The following is a 23,340-nucleotide window of genomic DNA, read 5'->3' as shown; positions in this document are numbered from 1 at the left end:
CCGCGCCTCACCGGGCCAGCAGCGCGTTGATCCGCAGGAAACCCTTCGCGGTCATCGTCACCCGCACCTCCGTGGTGACGACCGGATCGAACGCGAACGACGTCGGGTCGTTCGAGCCGGTCCCCCACGTGATCCGCAGGTTCCGCACCGGCTCGAAGCCCCGCGCCGTGCGACAGGCGACTTCGACGGCGACCGGCAGGGTCAGCGTCCCGTCCACGACGAAGTTCGCCGTGACGGCGCTGATCCGCTGGGCCGACGGCCAGGCCAGGGACACCCAGTCCCCGGCGCGCGGCCGGCTCACCGCGGTCAGCGTCGCCGTCGCCGGTTTGACGTAGTGGTTCGACCAGCCGGTGGCCGGGTTCCCGTCCAGCATCGCGGCCGGCAGCGTGTCCGGGGCACCCGAGTAGCTCGCGTCCGCGGTCGAGACCGCCGGGATCACGGGCCCCTCGACAGCGCGCGCTCCCGGGCCGTTGCGCTGACCGAGGGCCGTGCCGGGCAGGGTGAGCTTCCCCGGTGTCAGCCCCGGGGCGCTCGCCGTCACGGTGATCGGCCCTCGTCCGCCGGTCGCCGCGACGACGGCGACGGCCAGCCCCTTGAACGCCGGGATCGTCGGCTGCTGGTAGCTCTGGGCGAGTTCCTGCCGCCCGTTGTCCACGCCGGCGACCCGGCCGGGCCCGGCGACGGCGAACCGCAGCACCGGTCCGTCGCCGGGGACGACGACCCCGCGGGCGTCCACGACCGACGCCGTCACGAACGTCATCGCCCCGGCGACCACCGGCTTGCCAGCCGTGTTCACGCTCAGCTTGATCGCGCGCGGCGGCCCGGCCGTGACGAGCTCGTCGCGGGCCACCTCGCGGCCGCCGGACCGGGCGATCGCGGTCAGGGTGCCGGGCTCGAAGGGCACGGTCCAGGTCAGGTGGAGCTTGCCGGTGCCGCCGTTCGGGCTGACGTAGCTGCCGGAGGGGTCGTTCTTGTCGTCGCCGGCCGGCTCGCTCGTCTCCAGGTACGGGCGCCCGTCCACCGTGGTCTTGCGGTCGAACCTCTTGGTCCCCAGCGACTTCCCGTTCAGCACCAGCTCGACGGTGTCCACAGTGGAGTAGACCCACACCGCGACGGGCTCGCCGGGCCGGTGGTTCGTCCAGTCCATCGGGGTCAGGTGCACCATCGGCGCGGTGGTCCACTGGCTGCGGAACAGGTGGAAGGCGTCCTTGGGCAGGCCGGCGCTGTCGATCGCGCCGAAGAAGGACGTCTTGACCGGGAAGACGTCGTAGGGCGTCGGCTCGCCGAGGTAGTCCTGTCCGGCCCAGAGGAACTGGCCCTGGCAGAACTTGCGGTCGCGGTCCTTCTTCAGCGAGTATTCGCCGCTGAACGTCCACGAAGCCAGGTTGTTGTCGTAGGACGACGTCGCCCGCTTGCCCGGCGTGTGGTTTTCGCCGGTGTTGAGCAGGTCCGGGTCCTGGTAGACCCCGCGCGTCGAGGTCTCCGACGACGACTCGGACTCGAAGAAGAACTTGTCCGGGTACTGCTTGTGCAGCCCGTCGATGGACTGGGCGGTGTTGTAGTTGACGCCGAGGCCGTCGAGCTGCTTCATGATGAGGTCCTGCGGCGAGCCCGGCGCGGGCACCCCGCGGTAGCGGTCCGAGCCCATCACGATCGGCCGGGTGCTGTCGATCGCCCGGACCGCGGCGATCAGCCCCGCGGCGATCTCCGGGCCGCCCGCCATCGAGGCATCCGGCACCTCGTTGCCGATCGACCACAGCACCACCGCGGGCGAGTTCTTGGCCGCGTGCACCATTTCCGCGACGTCGCGCCGGCTCCACTCGTCGAAGTCGCGGTGGTAGTCGTATTCGAGCTTGCCGGTCCGCCAGCAGTCGAACGCTTCGACCATCATGACGATCCCGAGCCGTTCGCAGACCGTGACCAGCTGCGGGTCCGGCGGGTTGTGCGCGGTCCGCAGCGCGTTGACGCCCATCGCGAGCATCAGCCGCATCTGGTGCTCCAGCGCGGCCGGGTCGACCACCGCGCCCAGCGCGCCCTGGCTGGAGTGCAGGTTGACCCCGCGCAGCTTCATCGGCACGCCGTTGAGCGAAAACCCGTTGTCAGGGTGGAATTCGGTGTAGCGGAAGCCGAAGTCCGCGGTGGTCGTGTCGAGCACGCGCCCGGCCACCACGACGTCGGTGCGCAGCCGGTACAGCCGTGGTGCGCCGATCGACCACAGCTGCGGCTTGTCCACCCGCAAGCCGGTCACCGCGGTCGCCGTCCGCTCGCCGGGCAGGTGCAGGCTCGTCGAGCCGTTCGCCACCACGCGGCCCGCCGGGTCGAAGACGGTGGTGCGCACCTCGGCCGTCACCGGGGTCTTCGCGTCGTTGACGACGTCCGTGGTCACCCGGACCGTGCCCCGGCCGGCGGCGATGTCCGGGGTGGTGACGAACGTGCCGTGCCGGGCGACGTGCACCGGCTCGGTGACCACCAGCCGCACGCGGCGGTAGATCCCGCTGCCGGAGTACCAGCGGCTGCTGGGCAGCGGGTTCACCGCGCGCACGGCGAGGACGTTCGGCGTCCGCCCGTCGGTGTGCAGCCGTCCGGTGAGGTCGAAGGCGAACCCGGTGTAGGCGTACGGGTGGTTGCCGAGCAGCTCGCCGTTCAGGTACACGTGGGCGTCCGAATAGACGCCGTCGAACTCCACGGACACCCGCTTGCCGCCGAGCGACGGCGGCAGCGTGAACGACTTGCGGTACCAGCCGAGCCCGCCGCGGAAGAAGCCGGAACCGCTGCTGGTGCCCTTGCCGGTCGGCGGGAGCTCGATGCTCCAGTCGTGCGGGAGGTCGACGACCTGCCACTTCGAGTCGTCGAAGCCGGGCTTCGGGGCGTCGGCGAAGCGGCCACCGGGATCGGTGACGCCGTCGGGGTTGGCCAGTGCGAACCGCCAGCCGTCGGTGAAATCGCTTTCCCGCCCCCGCACCGGCTGTGTCAACGCGTCGGCGGCCCGGGCGACCGGCGTAACGGCCGTGACGGCGACGGCGGCGCCGACCCCACCCAGCACGACCCGTCTGCGGAGACCGCTCGGTTCCTCTTCCGGCATCGGGCAGCCCCTTCCAGCGCGGCGATGTGCGGGCGGAAAGCACTATGGCACACAGGTTTCCGGACAATCAAAGAGTTCGATAATTTCGAACTCCCGCACGTGACTTTCGGCGAAGCGACCGCTTAGTATGAAAGGCGACCCCGAGGAGGCGGCGATGTCCACAGTGGATGGTGTCCGGTACGAGGCGGACGGCGCGGTCGCGACGTGCACCTTCGACAAGCCGGGCTCGAGCAACGCGATGGACATCCCCATGCAGGCCCGCTACGGCGCCCTGCTGCGACAGGCGGACGCCGACCCGCGGATCCGCGCGGTCGTCGTCACGGGAGCGGGCAGGGCCTTCTGCCCGGGCGCCGACCTGGGCCTGCTGGACAAGATCGCCACCCGCCCGCCGATCGAGGACAACTTCCACGACGTCCTGGCGGCGGCCACGGTGGGCGTCCCGGTGATCGCGGCGATCAACGGCGGCTGCGCCGGCCTGGGGTTCGTCATCGCCTGCTCGCGGACGTCCGTTTCGCGGCGGCGGGCGCGAAGTTCACCACGGCGTTCGCCCGCCGCGGCCTGATCGCCGAGTACGGCATCGCGAAGCTGCTCCCGGAGCTCGTCGGCCAGGGGTGGGCCCGCGACCTGCTGCTGTCGGGGCGGACGTTCACGGCGGAGCAGGCCCTGGAGTACGGCCTGGTCCAGGAGGTCGTCCCGGCCGGATCGCTGATCGAGCGCACACACGCGTATGCGACGGAGCTGGCGACGTACAGCGCACCCCGCTCGATGGCGGTGATGAAGACCCAGCTCGCGCAGGAGCCTTCGGTGCCGCTTTTCGAGGCCGCCCGCTCGGCGACGGCGTTGATGATCGAGTCGTTCGGCCGTCCGGAGCTGGCGGAGGGGCTGGCGAGCTGGAAGGAGCGCCGGCCACCACGGTTTCCTGGCCGCCGATGAGCTGGTGCTGGGCTTTGGTGTTCTGGGGTGCGGACAGGGGGTGGGATTCGTACCCTTTCGAGTGGTGAACTGGTGTTCGATGGTCGGTAGCTTGGAGGCATGACCAGCACCGCAGCCCACCCCTCCTCCGCCGAGGCGGTCGCTCTTGCCGACCGCATCGGGGAGTTGCTTGCCTGCATGCGGTCTGCCGAGGCGGAACTCGGTGCCCTGCTTGTCGAAATCGAACAGCGCGGAGTCATGGAGCTGTTCGGCTACCGTTCCGCCGCACGGTTGCTGGAGCACCTCGGCGATGTCCCCAAGCCCGCGGCTGAACGGCTCGTGCGACGTGCCCGCCTGCTCAACCCCGGCCGTAACCTCGACGGCACCCCGATTCCCGCGTTGGCCCCCGCTACCGGTGCCGCCGCCCGCGCGGGACGGTTGAGCAACCCGATGATCGACGTGATCACCGGAGTTCTCGCTGAGGTGCCCTGCGAGCACCGCGACAGCGCCGAAACCCACCTGCTCACCTTCGCCGCCGAAGCCGGACACAAGCAGGTCGCCGCCCTCGGCGCCCGCATCCTCGCCCACCTCGCCCCCGATGGCGCGGAGCCCGACGACACCGAGCCGGTGATCCCACCCCGGGAGTTGTTCCTGCGCCGGAAAAGATCCGGGGTGTGGGAGCTGAACGGCCGGTTCGACGATGAGACCGGCACCCGGGCCAGCGCCCTGTTGGATGCGCTGGCTGAACGCCGCAGCAGCGATGATGGCCCCGACCACCGCACCCTGCCGCAGCGCTACGGGGACGCGTTCTCCGACGCGATGGACCTGGCGCTCAACTCACCGGACCTGCCGATCCAGGCCGGGGAACGCGCCCACGTCATGGTCGCCGTCTCCCTGCAGGACCTGAAGTCTGGGGTTGGCAAAGCCACCCTCGGCGACACCGGGGAGATGTCCGCGGCCGAAGCGCGGGTTCATGCCTGCGACGCCATGATCATCCCCGCGGTCCTGGGCGACAAAAGCGAACCCCTCAACCTCGGCCGGCTTCGCCGCCTGATTTCCGCCGGACTCCGCCGAGCGTTGTTCCTCCGCGACCGTGGCTGCGCCTTCCCTGGCTGTCATCGTCCACCCCGGCACTGCCAAGGCCACCACATCCGGCACTGGGCCGATGGCGGCCCCACGGATCTGGGCAACCTGGTATTGATGTGTGCCCACCACCATCGGCTGCTGCACCGCTCCGGGTGGGAAGTCCGCATCGCCGCCGATGGCCTCCCGGAGTTCCTGCCACCGGTGTTCATCGACAGACGCCGAAAACCTCGGCGCAACAACCTCCACGAACCGCTGCCATTCGCAGCCTGAACACGGGGGAAGGCCCGCAGCCACACGGCTACGGGCCTACACCCACGCGACCTTGCCTCTTCCGCCCGGCAGGCAACAAGTCGACTTTCCACCGCAGACTCCACTCGACCGGACGCCCGGCGGGCCGACGGTCTCGTGTCGCCGATCGAGGAAACCGTGCTGTCCGCCAAGCTCCGTCCGAAATGGACAGGACCAGCCCATGGGGATACCGGGTATCACCAGAACGCTCGATCAGCGAGAAAGCCGCCGCATCGGGCTCCGCGATCCGTCCACCGCTTCCCGAGCTCCTTGGCCGGCCTCTCCGCGTGGATCGGCCGGGCCGCTCCGATCACGATGCAGGCCAGAGAACCGCGCCGCCCCGACCGCCGGAGAGGTTCGTGTACCCACGCGGCTTCACCAGCGGCGAAACCCGTCCGCCCGATCTCGTCGAAGCCGCCCGGGCCACCGGCCGCCGGGCGAACCCCGGGCCGCCGGGTCACAGCTCTCCGACGGCCTCTTCGACCTTGCGCTGCAGCTTGTTCATCCCGCCGAGCCAGCGGTCGGTCTCGGTCGCGCGGGCCGCGTAATACCCCGCGACCTCCGGGTGGGGCAGGACCAGGAAGCGCTTCTCCTCGATCGCCGCGAACAGTGCGTCCGCCACCTGCTCCGGCTCGATCGCCGACGCTCCCATCAGCAGCTGGCCAGCCGTGCCGGTGCTCTCCAGCATCGCCGTGCGCACGCCCTGCGGGCAGATCGCCTGCACCGTGATGCCGCGGTGGCGGTAGGTCGCCGACAGCCACTCCGCGAACGCCAGCGCGCCGTGCTTGGTCACCGAGTACGGTGCCGATCCGAGGCTGGTCAGCAGGCCCGCCGCGGACACCGTCGCGATGAAGTGTCCCTTGCCGCGCTCGAGCCACGCCGGGAGCAGCAGGTTCGCCGCGCGGACGTGGGCCATCACGTTGACGTCCCAGGTGCGGGCCCACACCTCCTCGCCGCTTTCCGCGCCGCCGAACGGGGCGATGCCCGCGTTCGCGCAGAAGATGTCGATCTCGCCCAGGGCCGAGCGGGCGCTCTCGATCAGCTTCGTGACGCCTTCGAGGCTCGCGACATCGCCGGCGAACGCCGTCCCGCCGACTTCGGCGGCCACCTCCGCGGCCTTTTCGCCGTCGAGGTCGGCCACGACGACGTCAGCGCCCTCGGCCGCGAACCGGCGGGCCAGCACGGCTCCGATGCCACCGCCGCCTCCGGTGACGACAACGCCGGTCACAGGCCACCGCCGAGGGTCACGCCGCCGTCGAGGACCACGGTCTGGCCGGTGATCCAGCCCGCGTCGTCGGACAGCAGGAACGCCACCGCGCCCGCGATGTCGGACGGCACGCCGAGCCGCTTCATCGGGTACGCCGCGGCGACCTCCTCTTCGCGGCCCTCGTACAGCGCGGTCGCGAACTTCGTCTTGACCACGGCCGGCGCGACGGCGTTGACGCGGATCTTCGGGCCCAGCTCGGCGCCGAGCTCGACGGTCAGCCGGATCAGGGCGGCCTTGCTGACGCCGTACATGCCGATGCCCGGCGAAGCGCCGAGACCGGCGACGGAAGCGACGTTCACGACGGCGCCGCCGTGCTCGCCCATCCACGCGTCGCGGGCGCGCTTGGTCCAGCCCAGCGGCGCGAGCACGTTGACGCCGAGGATCTTCGCCGCGGCGGCCGGGTCGATGTCCAGGGTGGGCCCGTAGACGGGGTTGATGCCGGTGTTGTTGACCAGGTAGTCGAGCCTGCCGAAGGTCTCGATCGTCTTGGCGACCGTCTCGTCCTGGTGGTCGGTGTCGTCGGCCTTGCCCGCCACGAACATGGCGACGTCGGGGCCGCCGAGGGAGTTGACGGCCTCTTCCAGAGCCTCCGGCTTGCGCGCGGTGAGGCAGACCTTGGCGCCGCGCTCGACGAGCGTCTTCGCGATCCCGAGGCCGATGCCCCGGCTGGCCCCGGTGACGATCGCGACGCGATCCTTGAACGAGTTCACGGCAGGGTGTCTCCTTCGGCTGTGGTGCCCGGCACATACCAAGCAGTCGGTCAGTGGCCATTATGCGCGATGCGGCCACGGTCTCAAGCCGGACACACGTCACACCCCACGGCCCCGACCGTGACCTTCGCCCTCTCGTGGCGGCCGCACGCGCAGCACCAGCTTGCCGGTCGTCGACCCGGATTCGATGCGGCGGTGCGCGGTCGCCGCGTCCGCCAGGGGCAGGGATTCGACGTCGACGCGCAGAGTTCCGTCCGCGACGGCCGTCACCGCCCGGCGCAACGCCGGGCCCACGGTTTCCGGGGCCACCGCGGCGAACGCGGCGAGGTTGAACCCCGACACCGTCTTGTTGGTGAACCACAGCTCGTTGGCCGGGATGCCGACGTCCTCGGCGCCCGAGGCGTTGCCCATCACCACCAGGCGGCCCATCGGCGCCAGCCGGTCCAGGCTCGCGCGGCGCGCCGGTCCGCCGACCATGTCCACCACGACGTCGAACTCGCCGGTGCCCGCGACCTCGTCGCGCAGGACGACCTCGTCGTAGCCGAACGCCTTCGCGGCGGCGATCTTCGCTTCGCTCCCGACCGTGCCGACCACCCGGCCCGCTCCGAGCAGCCGGGCGACCTGGCCCAGCTGGCTGCCGGCCCCGCCGGCGGCGGCGTGCACCAGGACGCGCTCGCCCGGGGCGAGCCGGGCCACCCGCTCGAGCACCAGGAACGCGGTCGTGCTGTTGGACGGCACCGCCGCCGCCACCTCCAGTCCCGTCCCGGCCAGCGGTGCGACCAGGTCGGCGGACGTGGTCACGACCTCGGCGTAGCCCCCGCTCGCCACGATCGTCAGCGCCGCGACCGGCTCCCCCACCGCCAGGCCCGAAACGCCTTCGCCCAGCGCACGGATCCGGCCGGACACCTCGATGCCGGGGACGAAGGGCAGCGGGACGTCCACGACCCCCTGCCGGTAGAGGACCTCGGCGAAGTTGGCGCCGGCGTAGGCGACGTCGATCGAGACCTCGCCCGGACCGGGCTCCGGGACCGCCACGGCGTCGAGCCGCAGGACCTCGGCCGGGCCGAACTCGGGGATGGTGACCGCCTTCATGCTGTTCGTCATGCCACGATCCTGCGGCGCCCGGAAGGACCGGACCAGGTCCGGCCCAGCCTGGGTCCGCCAGGACCTGGTTCAGCGCGGCACCAGCGACCGCACCGCCTCGACCAGCTCCGGGCCGTCGAGCAGCACCGGGTCGTTGTGGTCGGCGCCGGGGATCTCGACCAGCCGGGCCGAGGCCGCGGCCGCCACCTCGCGGCTCTGGGACGGCGGGACGATCGAGTCCCGCCCGCCCACGACCACCACCGACGGCACACGCAGGCGCGCGGCCTGCTCCTTGACCGGGAAGCGGTCACGCAGCAGCAGGCGCACCGGCAGGTAGGGGTAGATCTCGGCGCCGACTGACGCCAGGTCCACGAACGGGGACCGCAGCAGCAGCCCGGCCGGCGGGTGTTCGAGGGCCAGCTCCGTCACCACGGCGGAGCCGAGGCTTTCGCCGAAGTAGAGGAGCCGCCCGGGCGGCACCCGCCGCTCCTCGGTCAGGTAGCGGTGGGCGGCGCGGACGTCGAGGGCCAGGCCCTCTTCGCTGGGGTCGCCCGGATTGCCGCCGTACCCGCGGTAGTCGAGCAGCAGCACGGCCAGCCCCGCCTGCGCGAGCTTCGCGGCCAGCGGCGCGCGCCCCGCCCGGTTGCCGCCGTTGCCGCCCGCCACCAGCACCGTCGCCGCCGGGTCCCGGCCCGCCGGACGCAGGTACCAGGCGCCGAGGTCCAGCCCGTCGGCGGTGCGGAGGCGGACGTCCTCGGCGCCGGGCAGCACGCTCGCGGCGGCGGGCACCGGCGCCGGGTCCGGGAGGTAGATCAGCCGGCGCTGAACCGCCCAGAAGGCGGCGAGCAGCAGCACGACGAGCACGACGGCCACCAGGACCACGCGCACGAGCACCGTCTTGGTCAACGTGACCTCCAGCCCCACGGGAAACAACGGCGACCTGGCCACGTTGTACCCGGTGATGACTTCCCCACTCCGATTCTGCGTCCTCGGCGACTCCCTGGCGGCCGGCGTCGGCAGCAGCCGCGAGGACGACACGCTCGGCCGCCGGCTCGCCCGCCGGCTGCGCGACGCCGGCCACCCCGTGCACCTGCGGAACTTCGGCGTGCCCGGGGCCCGCTCGGCCGACCTCGAACGCCAGGTCGGCGTCGCCCTCGGCGAGGGCGTGGACCTGGCCCTGATCGTGATCGGCGCGAACGACCTCGCCGGGTTCGTCGCCCCCGCCGTCGGTGCGCGGCAGCTGCAGGACGCCGTGACGCGGCTGGTCCGCGCCGGCGCCCGCGTGATCGTGGTGCCGGCACCCGACCTGGGGATCGTGGCGCGGGTGCCGGGGCCCTACCGGCAGCTGGTCTCGGCGGCCAGCGGCCACTACGCGCAGGCCCAGACCGAAGCCGCCATCCGGGCCGGGGGTGCCGTGGCCACGGCCGGCCCCGAACTCGCCGCCCGCTTCGCCGCCGACCCGGCCCTGTTCTCCGCCGACCGCTTCCACCCGTCCTCGGCCGGCTACGCCGTGATCGCCGACGGCCTGGCACCCCACGTCCTCGACGCGGCCAGGCACCTGGCCGCCTGAAACCGGGTTTTGCCCGGCTTTAACCGGCATCCGGCAAGATCGCCTCCGTCAGGCGGTCGGAGCGAGGGACTGGGGGTCCGGAGCTCACCGGCCGGGGGGATTCGCCGGTCGAGGGTGCCGGTCGCCTGGCAGCCAGGGGGGTACTGGGGGAGCTCTTCCCGCGTCGGTCGCCGACGCGCGCTGCAGGCTGGGGGCCTGCAGCGCCCGCCCCTTCCGATCCAGGGAGAGAGGGCAGACATGTACCGATCAACCCGGCGCGCCGCCGTCGTGGGCGCGGTCGCCGCCAGTGCGCTCGCACTGACCGCACCCGCCGCGCTGGCCACCGTGCAAGGCGGCGTCTCGCGGACGTGCCAGATCAACACCTGCCAGATCGACCCGCCGGTCTGGTTCCCGGGCGGCACCCTCTCGGTCGACGCCGACGTGCACGGCAGCGGTCCGGCCGAGTGGATCGTCCGCCAGGACAACGGCGGCACCATCTGCCGCTCCGGGTTCGCCGCCGAGGACCCGCCGCGGTCCTGGATCTGCACCGGCGTGTCCGCCCAGTGGCTGTACGGCATCGTCTCCGGGGGCGCCCCGACCTCGAACATCGGCCTCCGCTGGTAACACCCACCGAGAGCGGGGGGACCACCGCGGCCGGGGACCCCGAACCCCGGCCGCGGCGTTTCCCCCGGAGACGGCCGTGCGCCGAGCTGCCTCCGCCGGTGGTGCGGCCCGTCCCGCCGAAGTGACCGATTCCGCTACCCTCACGGCGGGATGACCGGTTCGTCCGGTCAGCGGGGGGTGCGGGAAAGTGCTCAGTTTCGGGGTGCTGGGGACGTTGCGGGTGCTGCGGGACGGCGAGCCCGTTCCGGTCACCGGGCCCAAGGTGCGGGCCCTGCTGGCGGCGTTGCTGATGCGGCCGAACACGACGGTGTCGCTCGAGCGGCTCACCGAACTGCTGTGGGGCGAGGACCCGCCGGAGACCGCCCGCAAGAGCCTCCAGGTGCACGCGGTCCGGCTGCGGCGGGCGCTCGGCGAAGGCGTCGTCGAGACGCAGCCGACCGGCTACCTGCTGCGCGTGCGGCCCGACCGGCACGACCTGCTGCGGTTCCGCGAGCTCACCGCCGCCGCGCGGGCCGAGTCGCGCCCGGACGCCGAACGCGAACTGCTCGCCGCCGCGCTCGCCTGCTGGCGCGGGCCGGTGCTCGCCGACATCCCCGCCGAGGTGCTGAGCCGGGAGGACGTCGACCAGCCCACCGAAGAGCGGCTGCGGGCGCAGGAGCGCTACTTCGAGGTCTGCCTCGAGCTCGGCCGGCCGGGCGAGATCACCGGCGAGCTGGCGCGGGTGACCCGGCAGCACCCGTGGCGGGAAGCGTTCTGGGCGTTGTACCTGGAGGCCCTGCACCGTTCGGGCCGCCGCGCCGACGCACTGGAGACCTACCGCGAAGTGCACCGGATGTTCACCGATGAGCTGGGGGTCGGTCCCGGCGAGCGGCTGCGGCGCGCCCACGGGGCCGTCCTGGCCGACGAGGCACCCGAGGAACCGCCCGCCGTCGCGAAGCCGGAGTTCCGGCCGCGGCAGCTGCCCCCCGACGTCGCCACGCTCGTCGGCCGGGCCGGGTTCATGTCCACTTTGGACGAGGCCGTCGGCCCCGGCCGGGCCCCCGGCCCGAACCCGCCGATCGCGCTGCTCGTCGGGCCGGCCGGGGTGGGCAAGACGACCGCGGCCGTGCACTGGGCGCACCGCGCCGCGCGGCACTTCCCGGACGGCCAGCTCTTCGCCGACCTCCAGGGCTACTCGACGGTCCCGCCGCTCGCGCAGCTGGAGGTGCTGACCCGGTTCTCGCACGCGCTCGGCGTCCGGCCCGGCCAGGTGCCGACCGACCTCGCCGACGCCGCCGCGCTCTACCGCTCGGTGCTCGCCGACCGGCGGGTGCTCATCGTGCTGGACAACGTGGCCGGGCCCGACCAAGTCCGTGCGCTGCTGCCCGGGAGCCCGGGCTGCGCGGTGCTGGTCACCAGCCGCGACCGGCTCGGCGGCCTGGCCGCCACCGTGGACACCCGGCTGGTGGAACTGACCGAGCTGCCGCCGGACGACTCCCTCGCCCTGCTGGCCTCGGTCGTCGGGGACGAGCGTGTCGCGGCCGAGGAGGACTCGGCGCGCGAGCTGGTGCGGCTGTGCGCCGGGCTGCCGCTGGCCCTGCGGATCGTCGCGGCGAACCTCTCGCTCTGGCCGGACCGGTCGCTGCGCGGCTACCTCGCCGAACTGGCCGGGCCCGACCTCGAGCAGCTCGGCGTCCGGCGGGCCTTCGACCTGTCCTTCGACGCCGTTTCCCCGGCGGCGGCCCGGTTCTTCCGCCTGCTCGGGCTGGTGCCCGGCGCCGACGTCGGCGTGGCGGGCGCGGCGGCACTGGCCGGAGTGGCGGAGCCGCAGGCCGGCCGGCTGCTGTGGGAACTGGCCGCGAGCCACCTGGTGCAGCCCCGCGGCGGTGACCGGTTCGGCCTGCACGACCTGCTCCGCGCGTACGCCGCCGGGCGGGCCCGCGACGAGCTCCCGGCCGCCGAGCGGGCGGCCGCTCTCGACCGGCTCTTCGGGTACTACCTGCGGGCCGCGGCCGGCGCGGCGACCGCCCTCTACCCGGACCTGCAACGGCTGCCCGACGCGCCCGAGGGCGGCGAAGCCGTCGAACCGGCCGAAGCCCGCCGGTGGCTGCTGGCCGAGCACGGCAACGTGCTCGCCGCGATCCGGTGGACCGCCGGGCGGGAGCAGGGGCCGTTCGCCTGGCGGGCGGCCGACCTGCTGCGCGGCTTCTACCACTCGCACCGGCTCGACGCCGAATGGCAGGCGGCGGCGACCGCCGGGCTGGCCGCCGCGCGGCGGGCCGGGGACGAGCGGGCGGCCGGCGCGATGCGGCACAGCCTCGGCGCGCTGGCCTGGAGCCGCGGCGACTACGCGACGGCGCTCGCGGAACTCGAAGCCGCGCAGGCGTCCTACCGCGCCGCCGGAGCCCGCGAAGGCGCCGATTCGGTCCTGCACGCGCTCGGCGTCGTGCACCTGGACCTCGGCCGGCTCGACCGGGCGATCGAGCACTTCACCGCGGCGCTGGCGGGCACGCTGCGCAGCGGGGCGTCGATCCGGGCGGCGAACGGGCTGATCAACCTGGGTGCCGTGCTCATCGAACACGGTCGGCTCGCCGACGGCATCGAGCACAACGAGCGCGCGCTCGAGCTCTGCCGCCGGCTCGGCTCACCGCACGCGGCGGCGATCGCGCAGTGCAACCTCGGCTACGGCTACCGCGTGTCGGGCGACCTCGCCCGCGCCGGGGCCGTGCTGACCGAGGCGCTGGAAGCGTTGCGGGAGCTCGGTTCGCGCGACGACGAGGCCGACGCGCTGGTCCGGCTGGCCGCGGTCCACCGGGTGACCGGCGACCTCGAGCGGGCGTGGCCCGCGGCGCGGCGGGCGGTGACAGTGGCCCGCGAGGCGGGCAACCAGCGGTTCGAGGTGGACGCGCTCGGCGCGCTCGGCGACCTCCACCGCCAAGCGGGCGAGCCGGCCGCGGCGCTGGCGGAGTACGCCGAAGCCCACCGGCTGGCGGAGAAGATCGGCTACCTGCGCGGCCGGATCGCCACCCTGATCGGTCTGTCCACTGTGGATACCGACGGCGCGGTCACGCACGCCACAACCGCGTTGCGTGACGCCGAAGAGGGCGGGTTCCGCCTGCTGGCCGAGCAGGCCCGGACCAGCCTGGCGTGGACGTCGGTCGGCGCGGGCGACCCGGGCACCGCGGAAACCCTGGCCCTGCGGGCGATCGCGGGCTTCCGGGCCACCGGGCACCGGCTGGGCCAGGCGTACGCCTTCGTGGTGCTCGGCCAGGCGCGATCGAGCCTGACCGGCCCCGCCGCGGCCCGCGAGTGCTGGCGCACGGCCGAGGCGATCCTGTCCGCGGCAGGCGAGCGCCCGGTACTGGCCGCAGTACGCACCCTGCTGGCCGCCGGCTGACCCTCTGCCGCAGCTGGTCGTGAGGGGTGAGGCCGGTTCTAACCGGCCTCACCCCTCACGAGGGGACTCGTCAGCGGTGCGTGGACAGCTCCGCCGGGTGCAGTTCGTAGAGCGCGTAGGCCTTGCGGATCACCGGCTGCGCCACGTTCCGCACGCGCACGCCGCCGGGGGTCACGCCCTGCTCGGAGCCGAAGTGGGCGTGGCCGTGCAGCGCGAGGTCCGCCGCTGCCTCGTCGATCGGCTCGCACAGCAGGTACGACCCGAGGAACGGGTGGATCTCGGGCGGCTCGCCGTGCAGGGTGCCGGGGATCGGCGCGTAGTGCGTCAGCGCGACGACGACGTCCGTGTCGAGGGTTTGCAACGCTTTGCGCAACGAATCCGCCGACGCCATCGTGGTCTCGACGAAGTCCTTCATCTCGCGCTCGCCGAACCGGCTGGCGCACTTGCCGGCGAACCCGCCGCCGAAGCCCTTGACCCCCGCGACGCCGAGGGAGCCGTCCGGCAGGTCGTACCGGACCGCGTCGCCTTCCAGCACGTCGACACCCGTCTCCCGGAGCAGGTTCGAAATCATCTCGCCGGAGTCGCTGTGGTGGTCGTGGTTGCCGAGGACCGCGGCGATCGGCACGCCGAGGCCGGCGAGCTCGTCGGCCACCACGCGGGCTTCCTCGATGGTCCCGTGCCGGGTCAGGTCCCCGGCCAGCAGCAGGACGTCGGCGGTGCCCGCGAGGTGGTCCAGGGCGGGCCGGAGCAGGCCGCGGGAGTCCTCGCCCAGGTGCACGTCCCCGACCGCGGCGATCCTCATCGGCCGATCTCCTCCGCGCTCGCCGGTTCACGGACGTCGGCGACCCGGACGTCGTTGTGCACCAGCTCCCCGGTCAGGTATTCGCCGACGACGGCGTCCACCTCCGCCTTGCGCGCGGGACAGGTGACTTCGCCGGTCAGGTGGACGTGCTCGCCCCGCACGGTCACGTGCACGCCGAGCTCGGCGGTCCGGGGGTCTTCGGCCAGTGCCCGGCTGAGCCGGGCGACGAGGTACTGCGGTGGTTCGGGCACGAGTGCCTCCTTCGGGTCGATCACGGCCAGGTCGCCGAGCAGCGCCAGGAACGCCCGGGCGTACGGGGACGCCGACACCTGCACGGCGACGTCGGTCCAGTCGACCTGCTCGCGCAGGTCGCGGGCGATCCGCAGCAGCGGCGCGAAGTCGCACCGGTGCGCGCTGAGCACGAGCAGCTTGTCCACGAGCAGGTCGGTGCCGGAGACGACCGGCGCCGCGGTGGACCCGATCCGCATCAGCGCGGCCCGGTCGAGGAGTTCGTCGGTGACCGGGCGGTGGTTGGGGCCGTGGATGAGGTCCACGAGGATGTCGCCGTCGTAGACCTTCGTCAGCCAGTCTTCCGGCGGGTGCACGCGACGCAGGCCCGCGGCGGTGAGCACCTCCGCGGCCCGCTCCGCGTCGCCGGGTTTGAGGAACAGGTCGACGTCGTGGTCCGACGGTGGTCCGCCCCGGGCATACACGGCCAGGCCGCCGGCGACGGCGAACCGGATGCCCGTGCCGTCCAGCTCGGTCACGACGCGGGTCAGGCTCTGCAGTAGCGCCTCCGCTTCCATGGCGGGGGATTACCCGCGACCGGGCCGGCCCTAACCCGCCGTCACCCCGGTGCCGCGGGCCGCCGCCGGAGCCACGCGCGGGCGCCGTCCACCGTGGGGTGCAGCGCGAGCGTGGTGTCCAGCCGGGTGAGCCGCAGCGCGCGCAACACCGGGCGCTGGTCGGTGACGACCGCGAACGGCAGCTCGGTGGCCGTGGACTCGGCGACGAGCTCGGCGATGACCTGCAGCCCCGCCGAGCCGCAGAAGGTGATCGCGCCCAGGTCCACGATGAGCGCGCCCGGCCGGCCGGTCAGCGCGGCCCTGGCCCGCGCGCGCAGCACGGGCGCGGTGTCGAGGTCCAGGTCGCCGGCCGCCGCGACGACGACGGCTTCGGGCACGGTGCGGACCTGCACCGTCAGCGCGGGCGTCCCTGCATCGGTCACGGGTGCTCCCTTCCGTCGCTGTAGACCCTAGAGGGGTTGCATCGTTTTGTCATCGATTTGCCGGGGTAATCGATGCGGGACGATCCCGACCGAAGAAAGGAACGGCTTCTGATGAGCACCGTCACCGAGTCCGTCGACGTCGAGACCGACGTGACCACCGCCTACAACCAGTGGACGCAGTTCGAGTCCTTCCCGCAGTTCATGGAGGGCGTCGACGAGATCCGGCAGCTCGACGACACGCACACCCACTGGAAGATCAGCGTCGGCGGGCAGACCCGGGAGTTCGACGCGACGATCACCGAGCAGCACCCGGACGAGCGCGTCGCCTGGAAGTCCGACTCCGGCCCGAACCACGCGGGTGTCGTGACGTTCCACCGCCTCGACGACCGGCACACCCGGGTCACCGCCCAGCTCGACATCGACCCGGACGGCTTCGTCGAGAACGTCGCCGACAAGCTCGGCATCCTCGACCGCCGCGTCAAGGGCGACCTCGGCCGCTTCAAGACCTTCATCGAGGAACGCGGCGGCCACGAGACCGGCGCCTGGCGCGGCGACGTCGCCCGTCCGGGGAGCTGACGACCCGTTGCCGCGACCGCCCCCGCCGTGCCTCCGACGGCGGGGGCGGTCGCGTTCCCGGGGTGGCACCTCGGCCGGGCACCGGTTTATCCCCCGGCCACCCGGGTAGCCAGCCGCCCTACCAGGCCGATGGATCCATCGGCACCACGAAGGCGCGGAAGTGCCTCTCCCGCAGGAGGTCGAGATGACGCAGGGACCCGGCGGTCAGTCACCGCCGCAGCAGCAGTACGGCAGCGGATCGCCGTCGAAGCCGGAAACCGCCAAGGACGAAGCCCGCGAGGTGGCCTCGACCGCCGCCGACCGGGGTGGTGAAGTCGCGCAAACGGCGGCGGACCAAGCGAAGCACGTGGCGGCGCACGCCCAGCAGGAAGCCCGCGACCTGCTCCGCGAGGGCCGGGAGCAGCTGCAGTCGCAGGCGCGGGACGGCCAGCGGAAGGCGGCCGAAAGCCTCCACCAGCTGGCCGGTCAGCTGGAGCGGATGGCGGAGCAGACCGACTCCCCCGGCCTCGCCGGCGACGTCGCGCGCCAGGTGTCCGACCGGACGCGCACGGTCGCCGACTGGCTCGAGCACCGCGAACCCGGTGACCTCCTGGACGAGGTGCGGCGCTTCGCCCGCCGCCGCCCCGGCACGTTCCTGGTCGGCGCGGCCGTCGCCGGGGCCCTCGTCGGGCGGCTCACCCGGGGCGTTGTCGCGCAGCACAAGGAAGAAAGCTCCTCGAACGGCCACGCGGGCGCACCGCAGCCGCACGCCGGGCCGGCCGCGACTCCGGCGGTGCCGCAGCCCGACGCCGGGTACGCGACGCCTGAGCTGGGCATCCCGCAGCCGGGCTACGCGGCCCCCGGCGGGTACAACGCTCCCCAGCCCACCGAAGGCCTGCCGCAGCCGAGCCGTCCGGCCGGGGCTCCGGGCGGGTACAACGCTCCCCAGGCGCCGGACGCCCTTCCGCAGCCGAGCCCCCGCTTCTCCGCGCCGGGGCAGGTGCCGTGATGACCCAGGCACCCGGGCCCGTGCCTCGCGCCGGGGAACCCGTCGACGTCGCCGACAATTCGGTCGGCGAGCTGCTGTCCAACGTGATGAAGGACCTCTCCACCCTGGTGCGGCAGGAAGTGGAGCTGGCGAAGGCCGAAGTGAAGGCCGAGGCGGGCAAGGCCGCGAAGGGCGCGGGCATGCTCGGCGGGGCCGGGTTCGCCGGCTACATGGTCGTGCTGTTCCTCTCCATCGCCCTGTGGCAGGGCTTGGCGAACGTGATGGACGCGGGCTGGGCGGCCCTCATCGTCGCGGTCGTGTGGGTGATCGCCGGCGCCGTGCTCTACGCGACCGGGCGGCGTGAGGTCCGCCGGATCAACCCGAAACCCGAACGCACCGTCGAGACCCTGCAACAGGTCCCCGACGCACTGAAAGGCGAACGACCATGACCGAGCCGGAGCGGATCCGCCGCGAAATCGAAGGCACGCAACGCAATCTCAGCACCGACGTGAACGCCCTCACCGAGAAGGTGACCCCGGGCCGGATCGTCGAACGCCGCATCGGCCGGATGCGCACGGCGGTGGGCAACGCGCGGGATCGCGTCATGGGCACCGCGTCCGATCACGCGTCGACGGCGGGTGACAAGGTGGGCTCGGTCGCGTCGAACGCCCAGGACAAGATGAGCTCCGCCGCCGACGCCGTCAGCGAGGCCCCGCAGTCGATCAAGCGCGGCACGCAGGGCAACCCGCTGGCCGCCGGCCTGATCGCCTTCGGCGCCGGCTGGCTCGTGTCGTCCCTGCTGCCGGCGAGCGAGCCGGAGCGCCGGCTCGCCGGGCAGGCCACCGACCTCGCCCGCGAGCACGTGGCCCCGGTGGCCCAGCACGCGGCCGAGGAACTGAAGGAGAACCTGCGCGAGCCCGTGCAGCAGGCGGCCGAGTCGGTGAAGTCGGAAGCCGCCGACGCGGCGTCCACGGTCAAGGACGAAGCGCAGTCCGCGACCGGCGACGTCACCGATCGCGCCCAGCAGGCGCGGGAAAACGTGCGGTCTCAGAGCTGAGCCGCACGGTTCGGGGCGCGGTCCGCCAGGCCGCGCCCCGGCCCCGTGCCCGGAAAGGAATGCCGATGCCCGCGTACGACCCGCCCGGCGGCGACTCCCTGATGTTCGTGGGGACCGCGACCACGGTGCTCCGGCTGGGCCCCTTCACCCTGCTGACCGACCCGAACTTCCTGCACCGCGGCCAATGGTCCTACTTCGGCCAGGGCCTGTTCTCCCGGCGGCGCACCGAACCCGCGCTGCAGCCGGCGGACCTGCCGCCCCTGACCGCGGTGGTCCTTTCCCACCTGCACGGCGACCACTTCGACCGGATCGCCGCCCGTGAACTGCCCCGCGACACCCCGATCCTCACCACCGAGCACGCGGCCACCCGCCTGCTGCGGCGGGGTTTCCACGCGCCGCTCCCGCTGCCGACGTGGACGACGGAGTCCTTTTCGGACGGTGAGGCGCGGCTGGCGGTGACGTCCGTGCCCGCACGGCACGCCCCGGGCCCGGCCCGGCGGCTGCTCCCGCCGGTCATGGGCAGCGTCGTGGAGTACCGCGCGACGCCGGAGGCCGAGCCGCTGCGCATCTACTTCAGCGGCGACACCGTGCTGCACGACGAACTCCGGACCATCCGCGAGCACTTCCCCGGCCTCGATCTCGCGGTCGTGCACCTGGGCGGCACGCGGGCGTTCGGCGTGCTGGTCACCCTCGACCACCGCGGCGGCGTGGACCTGCTGAACCTGCTCGAGCCCCGGCGCGCGGTCCCGGTGCACTTCGACGACTACGGGCTGTTCCACTCGCCGGTGTCCAACTTCCTGGAGGAAGTCCGCCGTCGCCGTCCGCCGACGAAGGTGCACCTGCTGCAGCGGGGCGAATTCCTGTCGCTGTGATCCCGGTGCCGCCTGGCGGCACCGGAACCAGCGTGTCGAAACCGTTGTCCGTGAACCTGCGCGAACTCGACGACTCCCGGCACGCCGTCGTCGCTGCCGCGGGGATGCGCCTGGAGGCGCGGTGGCCGGGCCTGGAGCGGTCCTACCGGCCGGTGTCGGAGCAGGCAGCGCACGCCGGCGCCGAGGAAACCACGGGAGCCGTCACGGCATCACTCCCCTTTCCCCGTGTTCGTTCACTTCGCCGTCCGTTCACTTCGCCTTCCGGAGCCGCGGAGGAGCTCTCTCCCGCCGCGGGCACTTCGCGGCGAGCAGGCGGACACCGGGACGCCGCCGTGGCGCGCCGACGGCCCCGGGTGGTCGCGGCCGTCCGCGGCGGGCGGCGGGAGCCGGTGGTGGCGGCGGGCCGAAGTTCGCGGCGACGATCGCGTCGAACTCCGCCCGGACCCACGCGGGGTCGGCCAGCACCAGCTCGGCGAACCCGTCGGCGGCGGCCGCACGGGTGATCCTGTCCGGCATCGTCGTTTCACTCCCCGGATCGTCTCGCGATGTCACCAGGTCATGTCCTGCTCTTATTCCTATAGCACCGGACGGAGATCGCTTCAAGTCCTCTGAGGACTTCCCGGCCGGGGCTCCGGTGGGAATTTTTCCGGATGCACCCGAGCGGAGCAGCCGGCGGGCTCCCCGCTCACCGGGTGTCCCCCCGGCCGGGCCCGTTCGGGCGGTCCGGCCTTCGCCGCCTTCCGCCGTTCAGTAACCGTTCAGTACGGCTCCGTACCGGAAACCACTGCGCCGCAACGGTTCCGGACATCGCTTCGGTGGTCAGCGGCGAGGCCGCCGCGTATGGTCGTCCGGCGCGGCCTTGGGAGCGCTCCCAAGACCGGCCCCGACGAAGGAGGACAGCGTGGTTCCCCGACGGATCCGCCCCCGCAAGACCCTGCTCTCCCTGGTGGTGACGGCCGTGACCGCCGTGCTGCTGGGCGGCGTGCTCAGCGGCGTCGCCGACGCGCACGGCTCCGCCACCGACCCGCCTTCGCGCAACTACGGCTGCTGGAACCGCTGGGGCAGCGACTTCCAGAACCCGGCGATGGCGACGAAGGACCCGATGTGCTGGCAGGCCTGGCAGGCCGACCCGAACGCGATGTGGAACTGGAACGGGCTCTACCGCGAAGGCGTCAAGGGCAACCACCAGGGCGCGATCCCGGACGGGACGCTGTGCAGCGGCGGCCGCACGCAGGCGCCCCGGTACAACGCCCTCGACACGGTGGGCGCGTGGCAGATGGCGAACAAGGACAACCGGTTCACCCTCACCATCACCGACCAGGCCCGCCACGGCGCGGACTACCTGCTGGTGTACGTCACCAAGCAGGGCTTCGACCCGGCGACCCAGCCGCTGGGCTGGGGCAACCTCGAGCTGGTCGCCCAGACGGGCCGCCTCGCGCCCGCCGGGCAGTACCAGGTCGCGGTGAACGCGGGCACCCGGACGGGGCGGCACATCGTCTACACCATCTGGCAGGCGAGCCACCTCGACCAGTCGTACTACTTCTGCAGTGACGTGAACTTCTCCGGACGCTGACCGGCCGGGGCCGCGGGGCGCTCCCCCGCGGCCCGCGGTGGCTACCCCGGCGCGTACCGGCCGAACCAGGCCGCGGCCGCGCGCAACGGCACCTCGACCGGCGGGATGCCGGGGTACCAGGCTTTTTCCCATTCGAGCGACACCCAGCCGGACCACTCCCGCAGCAGCTCACCGCACGCGCCGAGCGGAACGGCCCCCTCCCCCGGCGGCACGGGCGTCGGATCCGGTCCACCGGCGACGTCCTTGACCTGGAAGTAGCCGAGGTGGGGGCCGAGCACGGCGAAGGTGTCGGCCGGTTGTTCGCCGGCCCGCCACGGGTGGACGGCGTCCCACAGCACGGCGGCCAGGTCGGGCGCCCCGAACCCGGCGACGAGGCCGAGGGCCGCGGCCCCGGTGGGGTGCGAGTCGTGCGTCTCGACGAGCAGCCGCACCCGGGCTTCCCGCAGGTCGTCGAGCACGGCGGCGATGCGGGGGCGGGCGTCTCCGTCCCCACCGGGGAACACCCGGACGTTCGGAGCGCCGATGCGGTGAGCCAGGGCGATGAGGGCCTTGAGTTCGTCGACGACGGGCCGATCGGCCCCGGGAGCGGCGACTTTCGCGTACCCGGCCAGGCAGGATACGGCCAGGCCTTCGTCGCGCAGCAAGGACCGGACGGCGTCGACGGCGGGGCCGGGCAGTCCTTGGTGGACTTCTTCGTCGGGGTGCACGCGCAGTTCGAGGCCGGCGCAGTGGTGGGCTTGCGCGGTGCGCGCGGCTTCGCGGATGGGGATGCCGGGCATGCCCAGCGTGCTCACGGCGAACTGCCACCCCATGGCCACCCCTCCCGCTTGGCTGGGGCGAGTGTAAGCGCTTTCAGCGGGAGTGGGCACGCCGGTCGGGAGCTCGCGTGGGTTCAGGGGCATTGGCCACGCCATCGGCGGCGGCTTGGGTGTGCTCGCCGGTTGGCGGCCTTGTCTTGCGAGCGCACGAGCCCTTCACATCCGCGGGCGGCGCCGGGCGTGCCCGCTGGCGCTAGCCTCGACTTCTTCACCCGAGCTGGCCGTGTGCCCGCCGGCCGGCGACCTCACCCCGTCGGCGCACGACCCACGCAACTTGGGCAGGCCGATGCCCGCGCCCGTGATCACCTCGGGCGCGGGCATCGGTTCCCGGCTCAGTGAGCCTTGTTCTGGCCGCGGCCCGCGGGGGCGCGGCCGTTCGCGCCGTCGGCGGCCTTGGCCGCCTGCTGGGTGGGCTTCTCGGCCGCCGGCTTGGCCGCCGTCGCCGGGGTCGGCTTCGGGGCCGGCGTCGGCGTGACGGCCGGGGTCGGCGTCGGCGTCGCTGCCGGGGTCGGCTTGACGGCCTCCGCCGTGGTCGCCGTGGTCGCCGTCGGCTTGTCCGCCGGCTTCGCCGGGGCGTTCTGCTCCGCCTCGGCCAGCGGGTTCGGCCGGCGGATCTGGACCACCGCCACGATCGCCGCGGCCACCGCGCCCATGGCCACCAGCCACGGCCAGCGGGCGCGCTTGGTGCGCTCGCCGCGGGCCACGCTCTTGGCCTCCTGGAGCGCCACCGCCAGGTCGCGCTTCGCCGTGGCCACGGTCTTGCGGCGGCGCCGGCCGGACTCGCCCGCCGAGCTCACCACCGTGGCCACCGCCTGAGCCGCCTTGCGGCCCGGGTCGCGCAGCTTCGCCGCGCGGGCCAGGACCTCGTCACGGGCGGCGCCGGAGTTCGTCAGGACGTCACGGCGCGACGACCGCGTGCTCTTGTCGAGGTCCTTGGTCGCCGCGCGGCCGACCTTCGCGAGTTCGTCCTTGCCCTCGGCCAGCTTCCGGTCGGTGATTTCGACCGCCCGCGCGGCCGCGGCCGCGCCCACCCGCGCGGCCTCCGCGGCGAGATCCCGAACGCCGGCCGCCGCCGTCTTCACCGATCGCCCGACCGGGGCGTCGCCCTGGCTCATGTGATCACCTCTCACTCGTCGCAGCAGGCGTCACCTGCTCAGCTCACACCACTGGGCTACCCAGAGAAGGCGCATCCGGAACCTCGGCCACCCGTCGGCGTCACCGACGAGGGGTTTATCGCCGGTCAGGGCCGGTTCTCCCCCCGCCTACTCGGCCGCCATGCGTTCGCGGAGGCTGCGGGGGCGCATGTCCGTCCACACCTCGTCCACGTGGTCCATGCACTCCTGGCGGGTGCCGCGCTTGCCGTCCGGGCGCCAGCCCGCCGGTACCTCCTTGTCCGCCGGCCAGAGCGAGTACTGCTCCTCGTCGTTGACCAGGACCTGGTAGGTGGTTTCGTCGTCCATCGGGTTCCTT

General features: G+C 73.2%; 22 protein-coding genes and 1 pseudogene. 11 read left to right on the top strand and 12 right to left on the bottom strand.

Features of this window, described 5'->3' with window-relative positions:
* Positions 1–7 precede the first annotated feature (7 nt).
* Positions 8–3,082: a glycoside hydrolase family 2 TIM barrel-domain containing protein gene (locus DV20_RS06715; RefSeq protein ID WP_051735816.1), complete on the bottom strand. Its 3,075-nt coding sequence runs from the start codon at positions 3,080–3,082 to the stop codon at positions 8–10.
* A gap of 127 nt (positions 3,083–3,209) precedes the next feature.
* Here DV20_RS06715 and DV20_RS47280 point away from each other — a divergent pair.
* Together DV20_RS47280 and DV20_RS06705 are read left to right on the top strand one after the other, a co-directional pair.
* Positions 3,210–4,015, top strand: a pseudogene (locus DV20_RS47280) (enoyl-CoA hydratase-related protein).
* Between the two features lie 99 nt (positions 4,016–4,114).
* The gene (locus tag DV20_RS06705; protein WP_043777338.1) at positions 4,115–5,350 is read left to right on the top strand and encodes an HNH endonuclease signature motif containing protein; all 1,236 of its coding nucleotides are present in this window, start codon (positions 4,115–4,117) and stop codon (positions 5,348–5,350) included.
* 475 nt (positions 5,351–5,825) lie between these two features.
* Here DV20_RS06705 and DV20_RS06700 read toward each other — a convergent pair whose 3' ends face one another.
* The 4 genes from DV20_RS06700 to DV20_RS06685 form a co-directional block, all read right to left on the bottom strand.
* Positions 5,826–6,596, bottom strand: a complete 771-nt coding sequence (locus DV20_RS06700; RefSeq protein ID WP_043777337.1) for an SDR family oxidoreductase — start codon at positions 6,594–6,596, stop codon at positions 5,826–5,828.
* Positions 6,593–7,345: an SDR family oxidoreductase gene (locus tag DV20_RS06695; protein WP_043777335.1), complete on the bottom strand. Its 753-nt coding sequence runs from the start codon at positions 7,343–7,345 to the stop codon at positions 6,593–6,595. Before DV20_RS06695 ends, DV20_RS06700 begins: the two co-directional genes overlap by 4 nt.
* Before the next feature lie 99 nt (positions 7,346–7,444).
* A complete protein-coding gene (locus tag DV20_RS06690) occupies positions 7,445–8,449 on the bottom strand; it encodes a quinone oxidoreductase family protein (protein ID WP_051735815.1) in 1,005 nt (334 codons plus the stop codon).
* 69 nt (positions 8,450–8,518) lie between these two features.
* Positions 8,519–9,334 (bottom strand): alpha/beta hydrolase, encoded by an 816-nt coding sequence (locus tag DV20_RS06685; RefSeq protein ID WP_200876360.1) that lies wholly within the window; start codon positions 9,332–9,334, stop codon positions 8,519–8,521.
* Between the two features lie 55 nt (positions 9,335–9,389).
* Between DV20_RS06685 and DV20_RS06680 the strand changes: the two genes are divergently transcribed.
* The 3 genes from DV20_RS06680 (at position 9,390) to DV20_RS06670 (ending at position 13,977) form a co-directional block, all read left to right on the top strand.
* Positions 9,390–9,998: an SGNH/GDSL hydrolase family protein gene (locus tag DV20_RS06680; RefSeq protein WP_235190724.1), complete on the top strand. Its 609-nt coding sequence runs from the start codon at positions 9,390–9,392 to the stop codon at positions 9,996–9,998.
* Between the two features lie 237 nt (positions 9,999–10,235).
* Positions 10,236–10,601: a hypothetical protein gene (locus tag DV20_RS06675; RefSeq protein WP_043777333.1), complete on the top strand. Its 366-nt coding sequence runs from the start codon at positions 10,236–10,238 to the stop codon at positions 10,599–10,601.
* A gap of 187 nt (positions 10,602–10,788) precedes the next feature.
* The gene (locus DV20_RS06670) at positions 10,789–13,977 is read left to right on the top strand and encodes an AfsR/SARP family transcriptional regulator (RefSeq protein WP_063607777.1); all 3,189 of its coding nucleotides are present in this window, start codon (positions 10,789–10,791) and stop codon (positions 13,975–13,977) included.
* A gap of 70 nt (positions 13,978–14,047) precedes the next feature.
* On the opposite strand, the gene DV20_RS06665 is transcribed toward DV20_RS06670, so the two are convergent.
* Genes DV20_RS06665 through DV20_RS06655 form a run of 3 tightly spaced genes read right to left on the bottom strand, consistent with a single transcriptional unit; the run spans position 14,048 to position 16,007 of the window.
* On the bottom strand, positions 14,048–14,779 hold the full coding sequence (locus DV20_RS06665; RefSeq protein WP_043777328.1) for a metallophosphoesterase family protein: 732 nt from the start codon (positions 14,777–14,779) through the stop codon (positions 14,048–14,050).
* A complete protein-coding gene (locus DV20_RS06660) occupies positions 14,776–15,585 on the bottom strand; it encodes a nucleotidyltransferase family protein (protein WP_043777325.1) in 810 nt (269 codons plus the stop codon). The genes DV20_RS06665 and DV20_RS06660 overlap by 4 nt, the downstream gene beginning before the upstream one ends.
* 41 nt (positions 15,586–15,626) lie before the next feature.
* Positions 15,627–16,007 (bottom strand): STAS domain-containing protein, encoded by a 381-nt coding sequence (locus DV20_RS06655; RefSeq protein ID WP_043777322.1) that lies wholly within the window; start codon positions 16,005–16,007, stop codon positions 15,627–15,629.
* 111 nt (positions 16,008–16,118) lie between these two features.
* Between DV20_RS06655 and DV20_RS06650 the strand changes: the two genes are divergently transcribed.
* The 5 genes from DV20_RS06650 to DV20_RS06630 all read left to right on the top strand — a co-directional run bounded on the left by DV20_RS06650 (position 16,119) and on the right by DV20_RS06630 (position 19,479).
* The gene (locus tag DV20_RS06650) at positions 16,119–16,583 is read left to right on the top strand and encodes an SRPBCC family protein (protein WP_043777320.1); all 465 of its coding nucleotides are present in this window, start codon (positions 16,119–16,121) and stop codon (positions 16,581–16,583) included.
* A 184-nt stretch (positions 16,584–16,767) separates the two neighbouring features.
* On the top strand, positions 16,768–17,571 hold the full coding sequence (locus DV20_RS06645) for a hypothetical protein (RefSeq protein ID WP_235190723.1): 804 nt from the start codon (positions 16,768–16,770) through the stop codon (positions 17,569–17,571).
* Positions 17,571–17,999 (top strand): phage holin family protein, encoded by a 429-nt coding sequence (locus DV20_RS06640; RefSeq protein ID WP_043777318.1) that lies wholly within the window; start codon positions 17,571–17,573, stop codon positions 17,997–17,999. The genes DV20_RS06645 and DV20_RS06640 overlap by 1 nt, the downstream gene beginning before the upstream one ends.
* Positions 17,996–18,607 carry a DUF3618 domain-containing protein gene (locus DV20_RS06635; protein ID WP_043777315.1) on the top strand — a complete coding sequence of 204 codons (612 nt, stop codon included), beginning with the start codon at positions 17,996–17,998 and terminating at the stop codon, positions 18,605–18,607. The genes DV20_RS06640 and DV20_RS06635 overlap by 4 nt, the downstream gene beginning before the upstream one ends.
* A gap of 65 nt (positions 18,608–18,672) precedes the next feature.
* On the top strand, positions 18,673–19,479 hold the full coding sequence (locus DV20_RS06630; RefSeq protein ID WP_043777385.1) for an MBL fold metallo-hydrolase: 807 nt from the start codon (positions 18,673–18,675) through the stop codon (positions 19,477–19,479).
* A 249-nt stretch (positions 19,480–19,728) separates the two neighbouring features.
* Here DV20_RS06630 and DV20_RS06625 read toward each other — a convergent pair whose 3' ends face one another.
* Complete coding sequence (locus tag DV20_RS06625; protein ID WP_043777314.1) at positions 19,729–19,995, bottom strand: hypothetical protein; 267 nt, start codon at positions 19,993–19,995, stop codon at positions 19,729–19,731.
* A gap of 385 nt (positions 19,996–20,380) precedes the next feature.
* Between DV20_RS06625 and DV20_RS06620 the strand changes: the two genes are divergently transcribed.
* On the top strand, positions 20,381–21,052 hold the full coding sequence (locus tag DV20_RS06620; RefSeq protein WP_051735814.1) for a lytic polysaccharide monooxygenase auxiliary activity family 9 protein: 672 nt from the start codon (positions 20,381–20,383) through the stop codon (positions 21,050–21,052).
* Between the two features lie 41 nt (positions 21,053–21,093).
* Here the strand turns inward: DV20_RS06620 and DV20_RS06615 are convergent, their stop codons facing one another.
* From DV20_RS06615 to DV20_RS06605, 3 genes are all read right to left on the bottom strand, one after another.
* Entirely contained in the window at positions 21,094–21,864 is a 771-nt protein-coding gene (locus DV20_RS06615; protein ID WP_043777312.1) for a sugar phosphate isomerase/epimerase family protein, read from the bottom strand.
* Between the two features lie 338 nt (positions 21,865–22,202).
* The gene (locus DV20_RS06610; protein ID WP_043777309.1) at positions 22,203–22,985 is read right to left on the bottom strand and encodes a hypothetical protein; all 783 of its coding nucleotides are present in this window, start codon (positions 22,983–22,985) and stop codon (positions 22,203–22,205) included.
* 147 nt (positions 22,986–23,132) lie between these two features.
* Entirely contained in the window at positions 23,133–23,330 is a 198-nt protein-coding gene (locus DV20_RS06605; protein WP_043777379.1) for an MbtH family protein, read from the bottom strand.
* Positions 23,331–23,340 lie beyond the last annotated feature (10 nt).

Source organism: Amycolatopsis rifamycinica, from assembly GCF_000695625.1.
GTDB lineage: Bacteria > Actinomycetota > Actinomycetes > Mycobacteriales > Pseudonocardiaceae > Amycolatopsis > Amycolatopsis rifamycinica.
Note: the sequence above shows the minus strand (reverse complement) of the source record. Positions and strands in the feature narration are given on the sequence as shown.

What these genes read in the sequence shown, in the direction of transcription:
- DV20_RS06715 (WP_051735816.1), bottom strand. Translation starts at nt 3,082, where the DNA reads ATGCCGGAAGAGGAACCGAGCGGTCTCCGCAGACGGGTCGTGCTGGGT.
- DV20_RS06705 (WP_043777338.1), top strand. Translation starts at nt 4,115, where the DNA reads ATGACCAGCACCGCAGCCCACCCCTCCTCCGCCGAGGCGGTCGCTCTT.
- DV20_RS06690 (WP_051735815.1), bottom strand. Translation starts at nt 8,449, where the DNA reads ATGACGAACAGCATGAAGGCGGTCACCATCCCCGAGTTCGGCCCGGCC.
- DV20_RS06680 (WP_235190724.1), top strand. Translation starts at nt 9,390, where the DNA reads ATGACTTCCCCACTCCGATTCTGCGTCCTCGGCGACTCCCTGGCGGCC.
- DV20_RS06675 (WP_043777333.1), top strand. Translation starts at nt 10,236, where the DNA reads ATGTACCGATCAACCCGGCGCGCCGCCGTCGTGGGCGCGGTCGCCGCC.
- DV20_RS06665 (WP_043777328.1), bottom strand. Translation starts at nt 14,779, where the DNA reads ATGAGGATCGCCGCGGTCGGGGACGTGCACCTGGGCGAGGACTCCCGC.
- DV20_RS06660 (WP_043777325.1), bottom strand. Translation starts at nt 15,585, where the DNA reads ATGGAAGCGGAGGCGCTACTGCAGAGCCTGACCCGCGTCGTGACCGAG.
- DV20_RS06650 (WP_043777320.1), top strand. Translation starts at nt 16,119, where the DNA reads ATGAGCACCGTCACCGAGTCCGTCGACGTCGAGACCGACGTGACCACC.
- DV20_RS06645 (WP_235190723.1), top strand. Translation starts at nt 16,768, where the DNA reads ATGACGCAGGGACCCGGCGGTCAGTCACCGCCGCAGCAGCAGTACGGC.
- DV20_RS06640 (WP_043777318.1), top strand. Translation starts at nt 17,571, where the DNA reads ATGACCCAGGCACCCGGGCCCGTGCCTCGCGCCGGGGAACCCGTCGAC.
- DV20_RS06635 (WP_043777315.1), top strand. Translation starts at nt 17,996, where the DNA reads ATGACCGAGCCGGAGCGGATCCGCCGCGAAATCGAAGGCACGCAACGC.
- DV20_RS06630 (WP_043777385.1), top strand. Translation starts at nt 18,673, where the DNA reads ATGCCCGCGTACGACCCGCCCGGCGGCGACTCCCTGATGTTCGTGGGG.
- DV20_RS06625 (WP_043777314.1), bottom strand. Translation starts at nt 19,995, where the DNA reads ATGCCGGACAGGATCACCCGTGCGGCCGCCGCCGACGGGTTCGCCGAG.
- DV20_RS06615 (WP_043777312.1), bottom strand. Translation starts at nt 21,864, where the DNA reads ATGGGGTGGCAGTTCGCCGTGAGCACGCTGGGCATGCCCGGCATCCCC.
- DV20_RS06610 (WP_043777309.1), bottom strand. Translation starts at nt 22,985, where the DNA reads ATGAGCCAGGGCGACGCCCCGGTCGGGCGATCGGTGAAGACGGCGGCG.
- DV20_RS06605 (WP_043777379.1), bottom strand. Translation starts at nt 23,330, where the DNA reads ATGGACGACGAAACCACCTACCAGGTCCTGGTCAACGACGAGGAGCAG.